This is a genomic window from Aeromicrobium sp. YIM 150415 (genome assembly GCF_016918125.1).
Taxonomy (GTDB): domain Bacteria; phylum Actinomycetota; class Actinomycetes; order Propionibacteriales; family Nocardioidaceae; genus Aeromicrobium; species Aeromicrobium piscarium.
In genome coordinates, this window is the sequence record NZ_JAERWM010000027.1 from 60,210 (window position 1) to 75,996 (window position 15,787).

At 69.0% G+C, this 15,787-nt stretch carries 19 protein-coding genes; 9 read left to right on the forward strand and 10 right to left on the reverse strand.

Translation table 11 applies throughout. The features are described from left to right. Nucleotides 1-112: 112 nt before the first annotated feature. Nucleotides 113-1,228, reverse strand: a complete 1,116-nt coding sequence (locus JL108_RS16765) for an AI-2E family transporter (RefSeq protein ID WP_307837303.1) — start codon at nt 1,226-1,228, stop codon at nt 113-115. Nucleotides 1,229-1,277: 49 nt separating this feature from the next. Between JL108_RS16765 and JL108_RS16770 the strand changes: the two genes are divergently transcribed. Beyond that, the gene (locus JL108_RS16770) at nt 1,278-1,775 is read left to right on the forward strand and encodes a nucleoside deaminase (RefSeq protein WP_205199290.1); all 498 of its coding nucleotides are present in this window, start codon (nt 1,278-1,280) and stop codon (nt 1,773-1,775) included. 10 nt (nt 1,776-1,785) lie between these two features. On the opposite strand, the gene JL108_RS20040 is transcribed toward JL108_RS16770, so the two are convergent. Beyond that, nucleotides 1,786-2,295: a PAS domain S-box protein gene (locus tag JL108_RS20040; RefSeq protein WP_240191406.1), complete on the reverse strand. Its 510-nt coding sequence runs from the start codon at nt 2,293-2,295 to the stop codon at nt 1,786-1,788. On the opposite strand from JL108_RS20040, the gene msrA reads away from it, so the two are divergent. The 4 genes from msrA to JL108_RS16795 all read left to right on the forward strand — a co-directional run bounded on the left by msrA (nt 2,203) and on the right by JL108_RS16795 (nt 4,406). Then, a complete protein-coding gene (gene msrA / locus JL108_RS16780; protein ID WP_205199292.1) occupies nt 2,203-2,838 on the forward strand; it encodes a peptide-methionine (S)-S-oxide reductase MsrA in 636 nt (211 codons plus the stop codon). The two genes, JL108_RS20040 and msrA, sit on opposite strands and share 93 nt — an antisense overlap. Continuing rightward, entirely contained in the window at nt 2,835-3,401 is a 567-nt protein-coding gene (locus tag JL108_RS16785; protein WP_307837304.1) for a mismatch-specific DNA-glycosylase, read from the forward strand. Before msrA ends, JL108_RS16785 begins: the two co-directional genes overlap by 4 nt. 84 nt (nt 3,402-3,485) lie before the next feature. After that, complete coding sequence (locus tag JL108_RS16790) at nt 3,486-3,941, forward strand: Hsp20/alpha crystallin family protein (protein ID WP_143914180.1); 456 nt, start codon at nt 3,486-3,488, stop codon at nt 3,939-3,941. 42 nt (nt 3,942-3,983) lie between these two features. Beyond that, a complete protein-coding gene (locus JL108_RS16795) occupies nt 3,984-4,406 on the forward strand; it encodes a VOC family protein (RefSeq protein ID WP_143914179.1) in 423 nt (140 codons plus the stop codon). A gap of 3 nt (nt 4,407-4,409) precedes the next feature. Here JL108_RS16795 and JL108_RS16800 read toward each other — a convergent pair whose 3' ends face one another. The 4 genes from JL108_RS16800 to JL108_RS16815 form a co-directional block, all read right to left on the reverse strand. Continuing rightward, nucleotides 4,410-5,870 (reverse strand): cytochrome P450, encoded by a 1,461-nt coding sequence (locus JL108_RS16800; protein ID WP_205199293.1) that lies wholly within the window; start codon nt 5,868-5,870, stop codon nt 4,410-4,412. Beyond that, nucleotides 5,870-6,688 carry an SDR family oxidoreductase gene (locus JL108_RS16805; RefSeq protein WP_143914178.1) on the reverse strand — a complete coding sequence of 273 codons (819 nt, stop codon included), beginning with the start codon at nt 6,686-6,688 and terminating at the stop codon, nt 5,870-5,872. Before JL108_RS16805 ends, JL108_RS16800 begins: the two co-directional genes overlap by 1 nt. An 81-nt stretch (nt 6,689-6,769) precedes the next feature. Further along, on the reverse strand, nt 6,770-7,675 hold the full coding sequence (locus tag JL108_RS16810) for a pirin family protein (protein WP_205199294.1): 906 nt from the start codon (nt 7,673-7,675) through the stop codon (nt 6,770-6,772). Then, a complete protein-coding gene (locus tag JL108_RS16815; protein WP_185973166.1) occupies nt 7,672-8,352 on the reverse strand; it encodes a tyrosine-protein phosphatase in 681 nt (226 codons plus the stop codon). The genes JL108_RS16810 and JL108_RS16815 overlap by 4 nt, the downstream gene beginning before the upstream one ends. An 85-nt stretch (nt 8,353-8,437) precedes the next feature. Between JL108_RS16815 and JL108_RS16820 the strand changes: the two genes are divergently transcribed. Next, on the forward strand, nt 8,438-9,340 hold the full coding sequence (locus JL108_RS16820; protein WP_205199295.1) for an SGNH/GDSL hydrolase family protein: 903 nt from the start codon (nt 8,438-8,440) through the stop codon (nt 9,338-9,340). Nucleotides 9,341-9,603: 263 nt separating this feature from the next. On the opposite strand, the gene JL108_RS16825 is transcribed toward JL108_RS16820, so the two are convergent. Continuing rightward, a complete protein-coding gene (locus JL108_RS16825; protein WP_205199296.1) occupies nt 9,604-10,443 on the reverse strand; it encodes a Bax inhibitor-1/YccA family protein in 840 nt (279 codons plus the stop codon). 100 nt (nt 10,444-10,543) lie between these two features. Here JL108_RS16825 and trmB point away from each other — a divergent pair, with 100 nt between their 5' ends. Further along, nucleotides 10,544-11,263 (forward strand): tRNA (guanosine(46)-N7)-methyltransferase TrmB, encoded by a 720-nt coding sequence (gene trmB, locus JL108_RS16830; protein ID WP_307837305.1) that lies wholly within the window; start codon nt 10,544-10,546, stop codon nt 11,261-11,263. 5 nt (nt 11,264-11,268) lie between these two features. Here trmB and JL108_RS16835 read toward each other — a convergent pair whose 3' ends face one another. Beyond that, nucleotides 11,269-11,763, reverse strand: a complete 495-nt coding sequence (locus JL108_RS16835) for a VOC family protein (RefSeq protein WP_205199297.1) — start codon at nt 11,761-11,763, stop codon at nt 11,269-11,271. A gap of 61 nt (nt 11,764-11,824) precedes the next feature. Between JL108_RS16835 and JL108_RS16840 the strand changes: the two genes are divergently transcribed. Further along, a complete protein-coding gene (locus JL108_RS16840) occupies nt 11,825-12,592 on the forward strand; it encodes a helix-turn-helix domain-containing protein (protein WP_205199298.1) in 768 nt (255 codons plus the stop codon). Here JL108_RS16840 and JL108_RS16845 read toward each other — a convergent pair. Beyond that, nucleotides 12,586-13,116 (reverse strand): TetR/AcrR family transcriptional regulator, encoded by a 531-nt coding sequence (locus tag JL108_RS16845; RefSeq protein WP_205199299.1) that lies wholly within the window; start codon nt 13,114-13,116, stop codon nt 12,586-12,588. The genes JL108_RS16840 and JL108_RS16845 overlap by 7 nt on opposite strands. 85 nt (nt 13,117-13,201) lie before the next feature. Here JL108_RS16845 and JL108_RS16850 point away from each other — a divergent pair, with 85 nt between their 5' ends. Continuing rightward, on the forward strand, nt 13,202-14,695 hold the full coding sequence (locus JL108_RS16850) for an MFS transporter (RefSeq protein ID WP_205199300.1): 1,494 nt from the start codon (nt 13,202-13,204) through the stop codon (nt 14,693-14,695). Nucleotides 14,696-14,872: 177 nt separating this feature from the next. On the opposite strand, the gene JL108_RS16855 is transcribed toward JL108_RS16850, so the two are convergent. After that, on the reverse strand, nt 14,873-15,685 hold the full coding sequence (locus tag JL108_RS16855; protein WP_205199301.1) for an HtaA domain-containing protein: 813 nt from the start codon (nt 15,683-15,685) through the stop codon (nt 14,873-14,875). Nucleotides 15,686-15,787: the final 102 nt, after the last annotated feature.

Sequence of the window (15,787 nt, forward strand, 5' to 3'; positions counted from 1 at the left end):
TCTGGCGGTCGACGAAAAGTCAACCGACGCTCGACATTACCAGAAACTCTCAGGATCGCTTCATCCGGGCTTCAGCCCTGCTGAAGCCCGGAGGACATGACGAGCTTCGCTCTCAGGTGGGTTGCGCTTCGTCGCCGAGGAGGCCATCCGTGGTGGGTGGCTCACCCTCGGCCAGGTGTCTGACGACACTGTTCGCGCAGGCGGCGAAGGGGACGGCGAGGAGCGCGCCGACGATGCCCGCGACCACGATCCCGCTGGCGATGACGAGGATGATCGCCAGCGGATGGATCGCCACGATGTGGCCCATGAGGAAGGGCTGCAGGACGTGCGACTCGATCTGCTGGACGGCGATGACCCCGCCCAGCATCAGCAGTGCGGTCACCGGCCCGTGGGCCACCAGCGCGACCAAGACGGCGACGAGGCCCGAGACGAGGGCGCCGACGATCGGCACGAAGGCACCGAGGAAGACCAGGACACCGATCGCGAGGGCCAGCGGCACCTGGAGCACGACCGCCACCAGCGCGATGCCGATCGCGTCGGCCAGGGCGACCAGGACCGTCGCGCGGACGAACGCGGTGAGCGACCCCCACGCGGCGCGGCCGGACGACCGGACCTTGCTGCGCGAGGCACGCGGGAAGAACTGCACGACCCAGTTCCAGATCCTGGCGCCGTCGTAGAGGAAGAAGAACGCCGCGAAGATCGCGATGAAGAAGCCCGCGACGAAGTGCGTGACCCGGGAGCCGACCTCGGTCGCCTGATTGATGACCGACGAATCGCTGGAGGCGATGGCCGACTGCAGCCGCTCGATCCACTGCGAGAGCTGGGCGTCGCTGAGGTTCAGCGGCCCGTTCTTGGCCCAGTCCTGCACCTGGGAGATCCCCTCGACCACGGAGTCGCGCATCTCGTTGAACTGCGACGACAGTTGCGTCCCCACGAGCGTGACCAGTCCGCTGAGGGCGAGCAGCATCCCGATCACGACGATGAAGGTCGCGAGGATCCGCGGCACCTTGCGCCGCGTCAGAGCGTCCACCGTGCCGATCGACAGCGCGGTCAGCAGCAGGCCCACCGCGATGGGGATAGTGACCTCGGAGAAGAATCCCATCACCCAGGCGAGGGCGAGGACCCCGGCACCGATGACGATGAGCCGCCACGACCACGCGGTAGCGATCTCGACCCCGAGGGGCACTTCGTAACGTCGGCCACCGGCCGGTGCATCTTCGGCGCTCACATGTCTGAGCCTACGGCGAAAACCGGACGCCGCTGAGTACCGTGGAGCCATGGCTGACGGCGCGGCGATCACCGAGACCGATCTTGTCCATCTGCGGCGTTGCGTCGAGCTCGCGAGCGAGGCGCTCGAGGACGGAGACGAGCCCTTCGGCTCCGTGCTCGTCGACCCGGACGGCACAGTGGTCTTCGAGGATCGCAATCGCGTCAAGGGAGGCGACCACACCCGCCATCCCGAGTTCGAGATCGCGCGATGGGGTGCGGCGCATCTCACATCGGAGCAGCGCGCCGGCAGTACCGTCTACACCTCGGGTGAGCACTGTCCCATGTGCAGCGCGGCGCACGCCTGGGTCGGATTGGGCACCATCGTCTTCGCCACCAGCAGCGCTCAGTTGACCGAGTGGCACCGGACCTGGGGCATTCCCGCCGGACCGGTGGCACCGCTGCCGATCACCCAGGTGGCCCCGCGGATCCCGACCCGCGGGCCCGTTCCGGAGCTGGGAGCAGAGATCCGAGGTCTGCACGCACGGATGCACGACATCGACGCATGACCTCACCCCGTCACCCGAACGGATCGAATCCCACACTCCCGCCATCGGTGAAGATCGCGACGGCGCCTACGGCCTGGTTCAACCCGTCGCTCAGCGCCAGCAGCCGGCCGACGAACGAACGGATCCGACCGTCGGCGCACAGCACGGGCATATCGGCCCGCATGTCCTTGACCTCAGGCTGGGACATAGCGCGCGTGAATCCGTGCCAATGCGCCTCACGCAGATGCGCCGGAATCAGAAAATCGACGCGCTGGCCGAGCACCTGCCCGGCGGCGTAGCCGAACAGTTCGTGTGCGCCGTCGTCCCACCGCCGCACGCGACCGGCGACGTCGACCAGGATGAGCGCCTCGCCCGGCCTCGACCGGTGGCCCGCGCGCGTAGACTCGACCTGCTGGGAAACCTTCGACTCCCGAGGAGAGGACCGCCCATGATCTTCGGTCGCGACAAGTCCACGCTGCCCACGGCCGAGAGCGCCCTGCCGGGACGCTCGCAGCGTCCGTTCGCGGTCGGCGACCGTCATCTCGTGACCGGGAACCCGATCGAGACCGATGGCCCGGAGGGCTTCGAGATCGCCGTGTTCGGCCTGGGGTGCTTCTGGGGCGAGGAGAAGACCTTCTGGGAGCAGCCGGGGGTCTGGTCGACCTCGGTCGGCTACGCCGGGGGCATCACGCCACATCCCACCTACGAGGAGGTCTGCACGGGCCAGACCGGCCACGCCGAGGTCGTGCGGGTGGTGTTCGATCCCTCGGTCACGAGCTACGCGGACCTGTTGAAGGTGTTCTGGGAGAACCACGACCCCACGCAGGGCATGCGCCAGGGCAATGATCGCGGCAGCCAGTACCGGTCGATCATCCTGACCACCACACCCGAGCAGCAGCGCGAGGCCGAGGCCTCGAAGGACGCCTACCAGCGTCAGATGACCGCGCACGGCTACGGCGAGATCACCACGCAGATCAAGCCCCTGGACGAGTACTTCTACGCCGAGGAGGGGCATCAGCAGTATCTGGTGAGGAACCCCTTCGGCTACTGCCCGCTGCACGCGACGGGCGTGCAGTACGCGTGACCTCGTGGACGCGAGCCGAGCTGGCGTCCTTCGCCGGCCGGACCATCCCCGATGTGATGCCCGATGACCTGCGGCTGCTGTTCGTGGGCATCAACCCCGGACTGGTGAGCGCGGCCACCGGCCTGCACTTCGCGAGGCGTGGCAATCGTTTCTATCCCGCACTGCGGGATGCGGGCCTCGTCGACTCCATCGACCCGGCGGAGGCGTCGGCGCAGTTGAGCGCGAGACGCGTGGGGATCACCAATCTCGTGGCTCGCGCCTCGGCGCGGGCCGATGACCTCACCGCGGAGGAGCTGCGCGCCGGGCGCACGCGTCTCGAGGCGCTGGTGGCCGACCGCGAGCCACGCGTCGTCGCTGTGCTCGGCGTGACCGCCTATCGGCAGGCCTTCGGCGAGCTCCGGGCACAGGCAGGTCGCCAGCCGGCGGATCTCGTGAAGGCCCAGCTGTGGATCGCACCGAACCCGAGTGGACTCAACGCGCACGCCACCCGCGAGAGCCTCGCCGCCGACTACGGACAGATCGCCGCCGCGGCAGGGCTGCGCTTGCAGGCTTTTCGCTCCTAGCGAACGACTTGAATCAAGAAAGTTGAGTCTCCTACACTCAAGTCATACCGGTCATGGGGACCGGACCTGACGAAGGAGGACATCATGTCGACCACTCTTTCCCTGTTCACCCGCCGTGACCCCTTCGACAACCTGATGCGCTCGGCCTTCGGGCCATCCGCGTGGCCGGAGTCGGTCCGCACGGACTTCATGCCGGCCGCCGAGTCGCATCGTGACGGCGATGACGTCGTCGTACGTCTGGAGGTCCCGGGCATCGATGTCGCCAGCGACGTCACCGTCGAGGTCGTGCAGAACCGCCTGGTCGTGCGCGGCGAGCGTCGCGACGAGCGTGACGAGCAGACCGAGGGCCGCAGCATCCGCGAGATCCGTTACGGCCAGTTCGAGCGGACCTTCACCCTCCCCTCGCACGTCGGAGCGGACGCGGTCAGCGCCTCGTACGACAAGGGCGTGCTGAGCATCCGCGTGGCGAATGTCTACGCCGGCACCGAGCCGACGCGGATCGCCATCTCCGAGGGACCGGCCGGCAACGAGCTGGAGTAAGAAGTCGCGCGAGGTGTCGGACGGCGGCGCTACGGTGCGAGCATGGAGCAACGACTCAGCCTCGTGACCCTCGGCGTCGCCGACCTCGCCCGATCGCGAGCCTTTTACGAGAACGGCCTCGGGTTCGTCAAGCACAATGACGAGCCCGAGGTCGCCTTCTATCAGCTACCCGGCATCGTCCTCGCCCTGTGGAGCCGTCAGGAGCTGGCGGCCGATGCTGGAGTCGAGGACACCGGGGCGACCTTTGGGGGCATCGCCCTGGCCCACAACGCCCGCGATCGGGCCGGCGTCGACGAGATCGTCGCCGAGGCCCTCGCCGCGGGCGGGTCGCTACGCAAGCAGCCCGAGCCGACCCCGTGGGGAGGGTACTCGGGCTATATCGCCGATCCGGACGGTCACCTGTGGGAGATCGCCCACAATCCGGACTGGACGATCGACCGCGACGGCCGCGTGTCGATGCCCTGAGCCTCAGTGCGCGATCGGGCAGCGATCGCCTCCGCCGTCGCCGCCCGGAGCCGGTTCATGACCCGCCGACGCCGGGGTTCGCGGCACGAACCGCAGTCGCAGCCCGCGCGGCACGATCGTGAGCCGCTCCTCGATCTTCAACTCGTAGTCGGGGTCGCCCACGAGCTCATAGCGATGCAGGATGCGGGCAAGCACGAGGATGGCCTCGTGCAGCGCGAACTGCCGCCCGATACAGGCCCGCTCTCCGGTGCCGAAGGGCTTGTAGATGTTCTTGGCGCGCCCGCGGCTGTTCTCGGACAGGAATCGGTCGGGGTTGAACTCCTCGGCATCCTCGCCCCACACGGCCGGGTCACGATGCGTCAGGGGCAGCACGACGAGCGCCCAGTCATCGGGCCGCATCCGGTACTTGCCGGCCAGCATCGTCTCCTCGCGGGGGCTGCGCGCGAAGGCCGGGGCCGTGGGCCAGAGGCGCAGCGCCTCGTCCAGGACACGGCGCAGGTGGCGGAACTTCGGGACCTGCTCGAAGGTCGGCTCGGCGTCCCGGTCATCGCCCAGGATCGCGTCGGTCTCAGCATGCGCGGCCGCGAGCGCGGACGGATTCCGCGAGAGGTAGTACAGCGCGAAGCTCAGGGCGCCCGACGTGGTCTCGTGCCCGGCCACCAGGAAGGTCAGGATCTGGTGGCGGATGTTGAGATCCGAGAGCCGCTCCCCCGACTGCGGATGCTCGGTCCGCAACATCAGATCGAGCAGGTCACCGCGCTTCTCTCCTCCAGCGCGACGATCGCTGATGAGCCCGTCGACGAGCTCATCGACATAGGCCATGTGGTCGGCATTCTCCTCGTCGATCTTGCGGGCGATGCGCTTGCCGCCCGGGATCGTGTCGAGGGATGCCTTGCGCATGCCGGTCGTCAGCGCCGCCACCATGGCCGGCACGAAAGGATGCACCTCACGAGAGGTGAACGAGCCGAAGTCGCGGCTGAACGCGCATCGGCTGATCGTCTCCATCGTCAGCTTGGTCATGTCCGCGGTGACATCGATCGGGCCGTCGAGGCGATCCCACACCGTGAACATCTCGGCGGCCGTCTCGAGCATCGTCGCGTGGTAGCCGCGCATCGAGTCCCGGGAGAAGGCCGGCATCAAGATGTCGTGGGCGCGCTGCCAGTTCTCCTCTCCGTCGTAGGCCGTGAAGAGCGCATCCCCCACGAACTCGCGGAGCGCCGCCAGCGCCGGCGACAGCGCCTTGTGGAAACGCTTCTCATCGCACAGTTCGGCAGCCAACTCGGCGCTCTGCACGAAGACGAACTTCTGGCCGAACACCTTGATCTCGAAGATCTCACCGAACTCCGGGGCGAGCCGCATGACATTGCGCAGCGGCGTGCCGTCGCGCAACTGCCGGGCATCGCCGGCGATCGGCAGACGGCCGGAAGGATGTTCGAAGGTCTGCGACCAGGCGTTGCGGACCATCACAGCCCGCTTCGCGTGCCGACCGCCGCCACCAGCCGCTGGTAGGCCGGCCCGGCGATACGAGCCAGCGCGTCGATCGCCACCGCATCGGCGCCGATCAGCACCCGCGCCTTGCGCTTCTGGACACCCCCGAGGATGACCCGGGCCGCCTTCTCCGGGCTGGTGCGTGCGATGCGATCGAAGGACGACGCGAGCGCATCGTGGTCGCGACCGGCGCTCTGTCCCGCGCTTCGGGCGATATTCGTCTTGATGCCGCCGGGGTGGACACAGGTGACGGACACCGGGCGCCGCTTGGCGATCATCTCCATCCGCAAGGCCTCGGTGAAACCCCGCGTGGCGAACTTCGCCGCGTTGTACGCGCCCTGGCTGGGTACCGAGATCAGACCGAAGACACTCGACACGTTGACCACGTGCCCGTCACCGGAGGCGACCAGATACGGCAGGAAGGCCTTGGTGCCGTTGACGACGCCCCAGTAGTCGACATCGGTCACCCGCTCGAGATCCTTGAACTCCATCTCCTCGATATCGCCGGTGAAGGCGATGCCCGCATTGTTGATGACGATGTTGACGGTGCCGAACTCCTCGGCCACGGACGCCGCATACGCGAGGACCGCATCGCGCTCCGTCACGTCGAGGTGATCGCTGCGCAGGTCAGCGCCGTACCTCGACGCCAGTTCGGCGGTCTCCGCGAGTCCCGCGGTGTCGACATCGCTCATCGCGACGCGCGCGCCGCGCCTGGCGAGCTCGACGGCCAGCGCCCGGCCGATCCCCGATCCGGCACCCGTGACGACGGCGACCCGCCCGGTGAAGTAGGTCATGGAACCTCCAAGTCATTCGGATACTGACAGTATCCGAACGGCAGGCCGAGCGGAAGGGGTCGGCCGTTTGAAAGGCCCTTCTCACTCCTCCAGGCGACGCCGGCGAGGCCTCAGGCGCAGCTCCGGCATGGGCGGCGCCGGGATGATCTGACCGTCATGTCCGTCGACATGTCCGAAACGCGCGGCCTGCTCCTGCCAGTCCTCACGCGCCCGGACGATGTCCTCGTGCGTACGGCCGATGAAGTTCCACCACATGACGAGCTCCTCCTCGAAGGGCTCCCCGCCGAGCAGCATCACGGTCGTATCCGTCTCCGCGGCGATCTCGACCCGCTCTCGACCCTGCGCCAGATACCGCAGCAGGCGATGGTCCACCCCCACGCCATCGACCGCGATCGGTGCGTCGACGGCGAGCAGGCCGTGTTCGAAGGACGGGTCGAGCGGGAGCTCGTGCGTGCCCGCTCGCAGACGCAGCTCCACTCCCACGAGCGGCGAGAACACGGTGGCGGCCGACCGCCGGCCGCCGAACTCTCCGATGAGCACGGTCGCGCTCCAGCCGTCGGCCTCGATCCGCGGCAGCTCGGCATGGTGGTCGAACCCGGCTGGGCCGCGCCGGTCGGCATCGGGCAGGGCGACCCACAGCTGTACCCCGTGCATCTGCTCGCCCGCAGGGGTGTCCACCGAGAACTCCGAATGGGAGACACCATCGCCCGAGGTCATCAGATTCAGCTCGCCGGGCCTCAGCACCACATCGCTGGCCAGGCTGTCGCGATGGCGGATCTCGCCGCTCAGCGGCCAGGTCACCGTCTGCAGACCGGTGTGCGGGTGCGGCAGCACCGTCATCGCCTCGTCGGTGGGGCCGAAGTGGTCGACGAAGCACCAGGCACCGATGGTGGGCAACGCACGGCTCGGCAAGGTGCGGTGCACCGTCAGCTGGCGCAGGCCCCCGAGCGGGACCTCCCGGGCCGGGATCGTGTGGTCGCCGATCATCCCACGAGCCGTTCGCGAAGACGGTCGACGGTGCTCGCGTCGCCGCCGGCGGCGCGGAACCAGCCGTGCACGCCGTCGTCGTGGGCCTGCCAGGCGTCGAGGACCGCGGAGATCGCCTCGACCGGCGTGGCGAAGTACGCGGCGGGCACCTCCGCGCGACGCGAGCCGAAGACCCTTCGGAAACGAGCCTCGATCTCGTTCTCGTGCTGCGCGGTGACCAGATAGTCCTCCACGATGTCGTCGCGCCGGACTCCGAGGAGGGACAGGGCGAGCGCGATCGAGACGCCCGTGCGGTCCTTGCCCGCAGCGCAGTGCACGAGGGTGGGCCCGTCAGCCGTCGCGATCTGGTCGATCACCTCGACCAGAGGGGGTGCCGAGGTCCGGAGCATCAGCAGATACAGATCGGCGAGACTCTCCGGCGGCGCCACCCCCGGGCGCAGTGCGCTCAGCAGCGGGAACGACCGCACCTGGGCTCCGGTGTGAGCGAGCGGGTGCTGGGGCTCGACCTCTCCCGCCGATCGGAGGTCGAGGACCACCCGGGGAGGCCAGGTGACACCCTCGGGAGCACGATCGTCGGCCAGGGGCAACGCGCTGCGCAGCAGACGACCGGTGCGCAGCGTGCCGTCAGCCGACGCCACTCCGCCGATGTCACGCAGGTTGGGTACGAGTTCGCTCACGCGGCCATCGTAGTGTCCTACGCCGGAAGTTCGTTGGCCCAACGGCCTCGCCCGCGGCGTCGGAGGCGATCCCTAGGATGGAGTCATGGCACTTCCGGACAAGACGACGAAAGCCGCCGCCGGCGCCCTCGTCGCCCTGTCGGGTCTGTATGGGCTCCTCATCGGCGAGGTCCTCCTCGCACGCAAGCGCATCGGCACCACCGACGAGGTACCCCCGCTCTCGGACGGCGTGTACGGCGTCGACTTTCCCGGCACGCCGCTCCGCGTCCTGCTCATGGGCGATTCCGCGGCGGTGGGGTACGGCATGAAGCAGGCCGATCAGACCCCCGCTGCTCTCATCGGGCTCGGCCTGTCCCACCTCATCGACACGCCGGTCGACATCGCGACGGTCGCCAAGGTCGGAGCGCGCTCGTCGCACCTGCGCGAGCAGGTCGCCGAGGGTCGCTCCCATCGACCCGACCTCGCCATCATCATCATCGGCGCCAACGACGTCACCCATCAGGTGCCCCCGCGGCGTGCGGGACGCCTGCTGGCGGCGGCCATCGCCGAGCTGCGCTCCCTCGGTGCCGATGTCGTGGTCGGCACCTGCCCCGACCTCGGCACCGTCAAGCAGCTGCCGCAGCCGCTGCGGGTCGCCGCGCGGATCCTGAGCCGCAAGATGGCACGGGGTCAGCTGGTCGCCACCCTCGCCGCGGGCGGCCGGGCCGTCACCCTCGCGGACCTGCTCGGCCCGTTGTTCGTCTCCAAGGGGGACGTCCTCTTCGGAGAGGATCGCTTCCATCCCTCCGATGTCGGCTACGCCACGATGGTCTCGTTCCTCAACGCGGGCGCTGCGGCGGCCTGGCGCGAGCGACGCTCCGAGGACTACACCGGGGCGCCTCGCGACTACATGAGCGTCGCCCGCGCCGCCACGGAGGCGAGCGAGCACGGTGGCACCCAGGTCGTGCGCGACGGACGCCTCGCCCGCGTGCTGCGACGTCGTCGCTGACGCCCGCTTGCGCCCCTCTCCCCCTCGTGGCGGTAGGCCAGCAACGTTATCGAGCCCGGGCCTCCAGCAGCGGTAGGCCAGCAACGTCATCGAGACCCGAAAAGGTTGACAGGCTACCCCCGCCGGGGACGTGAGGTTGATGGCCTACCCCTACCCGCGAGGTGAGGTTGAAGGTCTACCGCCACCTGGCGGGGCGAGGCGTCCGGGCAGGCGAAAGGGCCGGCACCCTGGTGGGGGTGCCGGCCCTTCGTGTCAGCGGAACCTCAGTCGTTATTGGCGAAGATCGCGAGGATGCGCAGGATCTCGATGTAGAGCCAGACGAGCGTGACGGTGAGGCCGAAGGCCGCGCGCCAGGACTCGCGCTGCGGCAGGCCCGCGGCCACACCCTTCTCGACGTAGTCGAAGTCGAGGATCAGCATGAACACCGCGAGCACCACGGCGACGGCCGAGACGAGCAGGCCGAGCATGCCGAAGCCACGGAGCCCGCCCTCATTGACCAGCGGAGTGAAGCTGAGGATGAAGTTGACGATGATGACACCGACGAAGGCGAACAGCGAGATCGTGACGATCTTGCGGAACTTCTCGGTGACCTGGATGTTGAAGAACTTGTAGGCACCGAGCGTCGCGGCGAAGGCGATGATCGTGGCGAGCACCGCCTGGAACACGATGCCCGGGCTGCCCTCGGCGAACATGCCGGCGATCGCCTTGGAGAAACCGCCGACGAAGACACCCTCGACCGCGGCGTACGCGAGCACGAGACCGGGGCTGATGACCTTCTTGAAGGAGTTGACCATCGCCAGCACGAAGCCCACGATCGCGCCGCCCATCGCGAAGGTCATGGTGACGCCCAGAGCACCCGGAGTGTCGAGCGACGGCGTGAGGAACCAGGTGACGGCAGCGGCGAGCGCGACGAGACCGAGCGTGATGCCCGTCTTCTCGACCACGGAGTCGACCGTCATCCGATCGGTGCGGGCAGGTGCCTGCGGGGTGGCCGAGCCGGCGTCGCCATTCAGGTCGATCGTCCACTGGGACGGATCCGAATGAGGCGTCGTGGCCCGGTTGAACTCTTCGCTTCGCGCGAAGACAGGATTGTTGCTGCGCATCAGTTCCTCCGGGTCGTGTGATGTGCTCTAGTCCTCCCATTGTAGTGGAACGCGGCAACCGGATCACTACCCCCGTGGACCCGCTTCGTAGAGTGTTCTGGTGAACCAGGAGACCGTCGACCCGCAGTATCACCGCGAGATCGTGTCGTTCATCCGTCGCGGTGGGCGGCTGACCGAGCGCCAGCAGGACGCGTGGGACGAACTGGCCGATGCCTATGTCCTCGACGTGCCGCGCGCGGTGTCGAGCACGTCGGTCGACACCGCGCATCGCCTCGATCCGGTCACGGTGTTCGGACGCGGGGCGCCGCTGGTCATGGAGATCGGCAGCGGCCGCGGCGAGGCGCTCGTCCACGCCGCGGCGCAGAACCCCGACACGGACTTCCTCGGACTCGAGGTCTACGTGCCCGGCGTCGCCCAGACCCTCGTGACGATGCGCCACGAGGGTGTCACCAACCTCCGTCTCGCGGTCGTCGACGCGGCCCAGGCGCTCGCCACGATGCTGCCGGAGGCCTGCTTGGAGGAGCTGCGGGTGTGGTTCCCGGACCCCTGGCACAAGAAGCGCCACCACAAGCGCCGGCTGGTGACCGATGAGTTCCTCCCCCTCGCGGCTCGCGTGCTGCGACCGGGCGGAACCTGGCGGTTGGCGACGGACTGGGAGGACTACGCCGATCAGATGCGCGACGTGCTGTCGCGCGCCGACGACTTCGACTTCTCCGGCGACTGGTCCACGCGCTTCGAGGGCCGTCCGGTCACCAAGTTCGAGGCGAAGGGAATCGCGAAGGGCCGCACGATCCGCGATCTCGCCGCCGTCCGCCGCTGACCCTTCTACTGCTCGGCGGCCCAGGCGGCGACGCGGCGCCGGCTCTCCTCGGCGGAGAGATCCTCCACGCGGGTCATGACGGCCCACCGCACGCCGAACGGGTCGAGGATGGACCCGAAGCGGTCTCCGGACACGAAGGTGTCGACCGGCTCGCGCAGGGTGGCGCCGCGCTCGACAGCCCGCTCGACCACCGTGTCCGTATCGGACACGTAGACCGCGAACGAGGCCGACACCGCGTCCTCGCCGCTCGGCGCGACGAGCCCATACTGCTCCATCGGATCGCTGAGGGTGAGACGACCGTGGCCGAGATCCAGATCGGCATGGGCGATGACGTCGCCGAAGCGGGTGACGTCCTCGACCGTCGCGCCGAAGACGTCCTCGTAGAACGCGATCGCGTCGCTCGCGGGTGTCACGACGAGGTGCGGGGTGAGACTGGTGCTGCCGTGCGGGATGCCGTCCTCGGTGAACTGTCCGGACACGGCCTTAGGGTGATCGCTCATAGAGACGATCGTCGCGCCGCACGACCCACGTCGTCTTGAACGAATCCGACAAGAGGTGCCTGTGATCGAGTCCAAGGGACATGTGAACCCCGGTGATCCTCAGGTGCGGTTCCACCGTTTCGCGATCGGCCTCGACGATCTCGTGCGGCACGTGTGGGTCGTGCGCTGGTCGATCCCCGAGGGTGAGACGCGGCCTCAGCGCGTCCTCTCCTATCCGGCGGGCAATATCGTCATCATGGCGGCGCAGTCCCGCCTCTACGGGCTCGACCCGTCGGTCGACATCCGTGAGCTGTCCGGAGACGGGTGGGCCATCGGGCTGCTGCTGCGCCCGGCCGCGCTCCCGGCGCTCACCTCCACGCCCCCGCGTCAGCTCGTGGCCGGCAGCGAGGAGATCGCCCCGCCCGCCGAGCTGCCCGATGCCGACGATGCCGAGGCCCTAGCCGCCGCGCTGCGCCGATGGCTGGAGCCCGCCGCCGACCGGGTCCCACGGGCGGGGCGCCTGCTCAACGCCGTCTGCGCCGAGGCCGAGCAGGACTCCTCGCTCACCCGGGTCGACGACCTCGCGGCACGCTTCGAGCTCTCCACCCGGACTCTCGAACGCCTCGTGTCACGAGGTCTCGGGGTCTCCCCCAAGTGGCTGCTGGACTGCCGACGGCTGCAGGAGGCCGCCACCCGGCTGTTCGCCGATCCCGATATCGACCTCGCCGGACTGGCAGGTGAGCTGGGCTATGCCGACCAGGCCCATTTCGGTCGCCAGTACCGACGGGTGCTCGGCGAGACTCCCGACGCCACCCGGCGAGCCGGACATCAGGCTCGCCACCCTCATTGATCGAGCAGGGCAGCCAGCTCACGGTCGACGCGGGCGCGGAGCTTCTCCGGGAGGGGCTCGCCGCCGATCGCCGCGTGCAGCCAGAGACCGTCGGCGGCCAGCTGGACGATGAGCCGGCGCACACCGGCGTCATCGTCGCTGCCGTTCGCCGGGGCCCAGCGGTCGAGCACATCCCGCCAGACGCGGTGCAGCGACCGATTGTCGGCCGCCTCGAGCATCAACAGGAGCTCGGCCCGCGTCGCCTCGGTGGTCGATCGCAGATAGGCCTCCACCCTTTCGCGGTCGTCCAGGTCCTCGGCCTCACGGCCTCCCGCGGCGCCTTGCACCGCCGCGCTCCACTGCTCGGCCACATGGTGGTGGATCGCCTCGACCAGCGCCTCGCGTGAGGGGAAGTGATAGAGCAGTCCGCCCTTGGTGACACCCGACTCGGCGGCCAACGCCTCGAAGGTGAGGGCCGTGAGTCCCTCGCGCTCGATGATCGCGAGTCCGGTGTCGAGGATGTGCTCGCGCTTGCTCACGCGCATGATGACCTCCTGGTGACGTACTCGTCACCCAAACTGTACCGTCCATCCGGTACAGTTTGGACGTTGCCGACCGAAAGGACCGCCGATGATCTCCCCGGCTCGTCGCTGGTCGCTGCTGGCGGTCGTCAGCAGTGCCCTCCTGCTCATCGCCCTGGACAACACCGTCCTCTACACGGCGCTGCCGACGCTGATCGAGGAGCTGGGCGCGAGCACGTCGCAGTCGCTGTGGATCATGAACGCCTACCCGGTCGTGATGGCGGGTCTGCTGCTCGGCGCGGGAACCCTCGGTGACCGGCTCGGACATGTGCTGATGTTCCGCATCGGCCTCACGGTCTTCGGCGTGGCCTCACTCGTCGCGGCGTACGCGCCCTCCACCGGGGTGCTCATCGGGGCCCGCGCCTTCCTCGCGGTCGGCGCCGCGTCGATGATGCCGGCCACCCTCGCGCTGATCCGGGTCACCTTCGAGGACGTCCGCGAACGCAATCTCGCGATCGCGGTGTGGGGATCGGTGGCCGTCGTCGGCGCCGCGATCGGCCCGATCATCGGGGGTGCCCTCCTCGAGGTCTTCTGGTGGGGGTCGGTCTTCCTGATCAACGTGCCGGTGGTCGTCATCGCGTTGATCGGCACCTTCCTCATCGCTCCACCCGATCGCACCGACGAGCGCCAGACCTGGGATCTGACGTCCTCGCTGCTCGCGATGGCCGGACTGGTGTCCGTGGTCATCGCGATCAAGGAGTTCGCCAGTCTGCCGCCGTCGTGGCCCATCGTCGGCATCGCCGTGACAGTCGCCGTCGTCTCCCTCACGCTGTTCACCCGGCGTCAGATGCGGCTCGCCCATCCGCTGCTGGACTTCGCGATCTTCCGCAACAACGCCTTCTCGGCCGGTGTCCTGGCCGCCGCGCTGACGATGTTCGTCCTCGGCGGTCTCCAACTCGTCACGACTCAGCGATTCCAGCTCGTCGAGGAGTTCACTCCCCTACAGTCCGGACTGCTGGTCACCGCGGCGGCGCTGGGGTCGGCGCCCACGGCCCTCCTCGCGGGCGGCTTCCTGCATCGCGTCGGACTGCGCCTGTTGATCGCCGGGGGCCTCGCCGTGACGACGATCGGGGTCGTCCTCGCCGCCGCGACCTTCACCGCCCCCATCCCGGTCTTCGTCATTGCTCTCGTCGTGACGGGGCTCGGGCTCGGCGCCGTCATGGGTGTCGCGTCGACGGCCATCGTGGGCAACGCTCCCGCCCACCGCGCGGGCATGGCGTCCTCGGTCGAGGAGGTGTCCTATGAGTTCGGCAATCTCACCGCGGTCGCCTTCATCGGCAGCCTGGTCGCGCTCGTCTACACCGCCACGCTGACCCTCCCGGCGGGCGCCCCGCCGGAGGCCGGCGACAGCCTCGCGACGACGCTGCTCTACGCGAACGGCGATTCGGATCTGATCGAGACCGCACGGGCGGCCTTCGACCATGCCTACCTCGTGGTCATGATCGTCATCGCCGTCGTCACCGCACTCGGCGCCGGCGCGAGCCGCTACCTGCTCCGCCACCACGGTGTGGGCGTGCCCGCCTCGGCACATCCTCACCACTGACGTGGGCGCATCCGTTGTCGCGGCGGAGGCCGGGACGGATGATGATGCATCGCGGTCGCCATCGCCGCCGTAACGCATCGACTTCGGCCCTCCCCGCGACAAATGATGATGCGTTGTGGTCGCCATCGCGACCACAACGCATCATCATCGGTCACCCGCGGAGCGGGCGCTGGCGCGTCACCCGGCCTGGTTGCCTCGGCGGCGCAGGTAGAGGGCCGTGCCGGTTCCGGCGACCACGACGACGACCGCGGCACCGATGCCGATCGGAAGCCACGGCGTGCCGGACGAGTCATCGGACTCCGCAGCGGTCGTCTCGACATCGGACTCGTCGTCCGCCGCCTCCTCGGTCGGCTCGGGCTCCGGCTCGGCGCAGGCGAACTCGAAGGACACCGTCAGCGGGTCGAGGGCCTCCCCGGGAGCATAGAAGTCCGCGAAGGCCGGAGCGCCCTGCTCGGAGAGGGCGACCGGCACGTCGGCGAATGTTGCCGTGCCGCTCTCGGCGTCGATCGGTCCGAGAGCGCCGAGCTCGGCGATGGGCTCCTGGGTGACGTCGACCGCGACAGCACCGGATGTGTCCGTACCCCGGGTATCGAGAAGCAGCGTCGCATTCCCGTCCTCGCCGAACTGGACGGTCGGATTGGCCAGCGTCATGTCGAGGATGCCGTCATGTCCGGTGAAGTGGACGGTGCCGGTGAACGACACCTGGCCGGCCCCCGTCTGAGGGTCGATCGATCCCGTGGCGGGTGTCCAGCCGAAGGACGGCGTCTCGTAGGTGGCGCCGTCGCTGGTCTCCCAGCTGCCGTTGGCGATGCTTCCGGAGATATAGGCGCGGAAGCTCTCCTTGATGCCCCAGCTCAGGGATCCCCCGGTGACCTCGCAGGTCTCAGCGGCGTCCGTCTGCTCGGCCGAGGCCGTCGCCGGCAGGGCCAGTAGACCCGCCGCGCCGATGGTCGCGGCGAGGGCTGCTCGTGCCATCGTCGTGTGCTTCATGTTCTGTGTCCTTTCGTGGGGCAGGGTCCGGCCCCCCCCGGGGGGGGGGGGGCCCCCCGGGCCCCCCGGGTGAGCCCCCCCGCGGGGCCCCCCGCACCCCGC

Excerpts from the sequence above, each read along its gene's own strand:
- JL108_RS16800 (WP_205199293.1), bottom strand. The coding sequence starts at position 5,870 with ATGGTCCGCAACGCCTGGTCGCAGACCTTCGAACATCCTTCCGGCCGT.
- JL108_RS16855 (WP_205199301.1), bottom strand. The coding sequence starts at position 15,685 with ATGAAGCACACGACGATGGCACGAGCAGCCCTCGCCGCGACCATCGGC.
- JL108_RS16845 (WP_205199299.1), bottom strand. The coding sequence starts at position 13,116 with ATGCGCGTGAGCAAGCGCGAGCACATCCTCGACACCGGACTCGCGATC.
- msrA (WP_205199292.1), top strand. The coding sequence starts at position 2,203 with ATGATCTTCGGTCGCGACAAGTCCACGCTGCCCACGGCCGAGAGCGCC.
- JL108_RS20040 (WP_240191406.1), bottom strand. The coding sequence starts at position 2,295 with ATGACGGTCGCCGACCGCGAACGGACGCTGCGAGCGTCCCGGCAGGGC.
- JL108_RS16825 (WP_205199296.1), bottom strand. The coding sequence starts at position 10,443 with ATGCGCAGCAACAATCCTGTCTTCGCGCGAAGCGAAGAGTTCAACCGG.
- JL108_RS16820 (WP_205199295.1), top strand. The coding sequence starts at position 8,438 with ATGGCACTTCCGGACAAGACGACGAAAGCCGCCGCCGGCGCCCTCGTC.
- JL108_RS16835 (WP_205199297.1), bottom strand. The coding sequence starts at position 11,763 with ATGAGCGATCACCCTAAGGCCGTGTCCGGACAGTTCACCGAGGACGGC.
- JL108_RS16810 (WP_205199294.1), bottom strand. The coding sequence starts at position 7,675 with ATGATCGGCGACCACACGATCCCGGCCCGGGAGGTCCCGCTCGGGGGC.
- JL108_RS16805 (WP_143914178.1), bottom strand. The coding sequence starts at position 6,688 with ATGACCTACTTCACCGGGCGGGTCGCCGTCGTCACGGGTGCCGGATCG.
- JL108_RS16795 (WP_143914179.1), top strand. The coding sequence starts at position 3,984 with ATGGAGCAACGACTCAGCCTCGTGACCCTCGGCGTCGCCGACCTCGCC.
- JL108_RS16790 (WP_143914180.1), top strand. The coding sequence starts at position 3,486 with ATGTCGACCACTCTTTCCCTGTTCACCCGCCGTGACCCCTTCGACAAC.
- JL108_RS16770 (WP_205199290.1), top strand. The coding sequence starts at position 1,278 with ATGGCTGACGGCGCGGCGATCACCGAGACCGATCTTGTCCATCTGCGG.
- JL108_RS16850 (WP_205199300.1), top strand. The coding sequence starts at position 13,202 with ATGATCTCCCCGGCTCGTCGCTGGTCGCTGCTGGCGGTCGTCAGCAGT.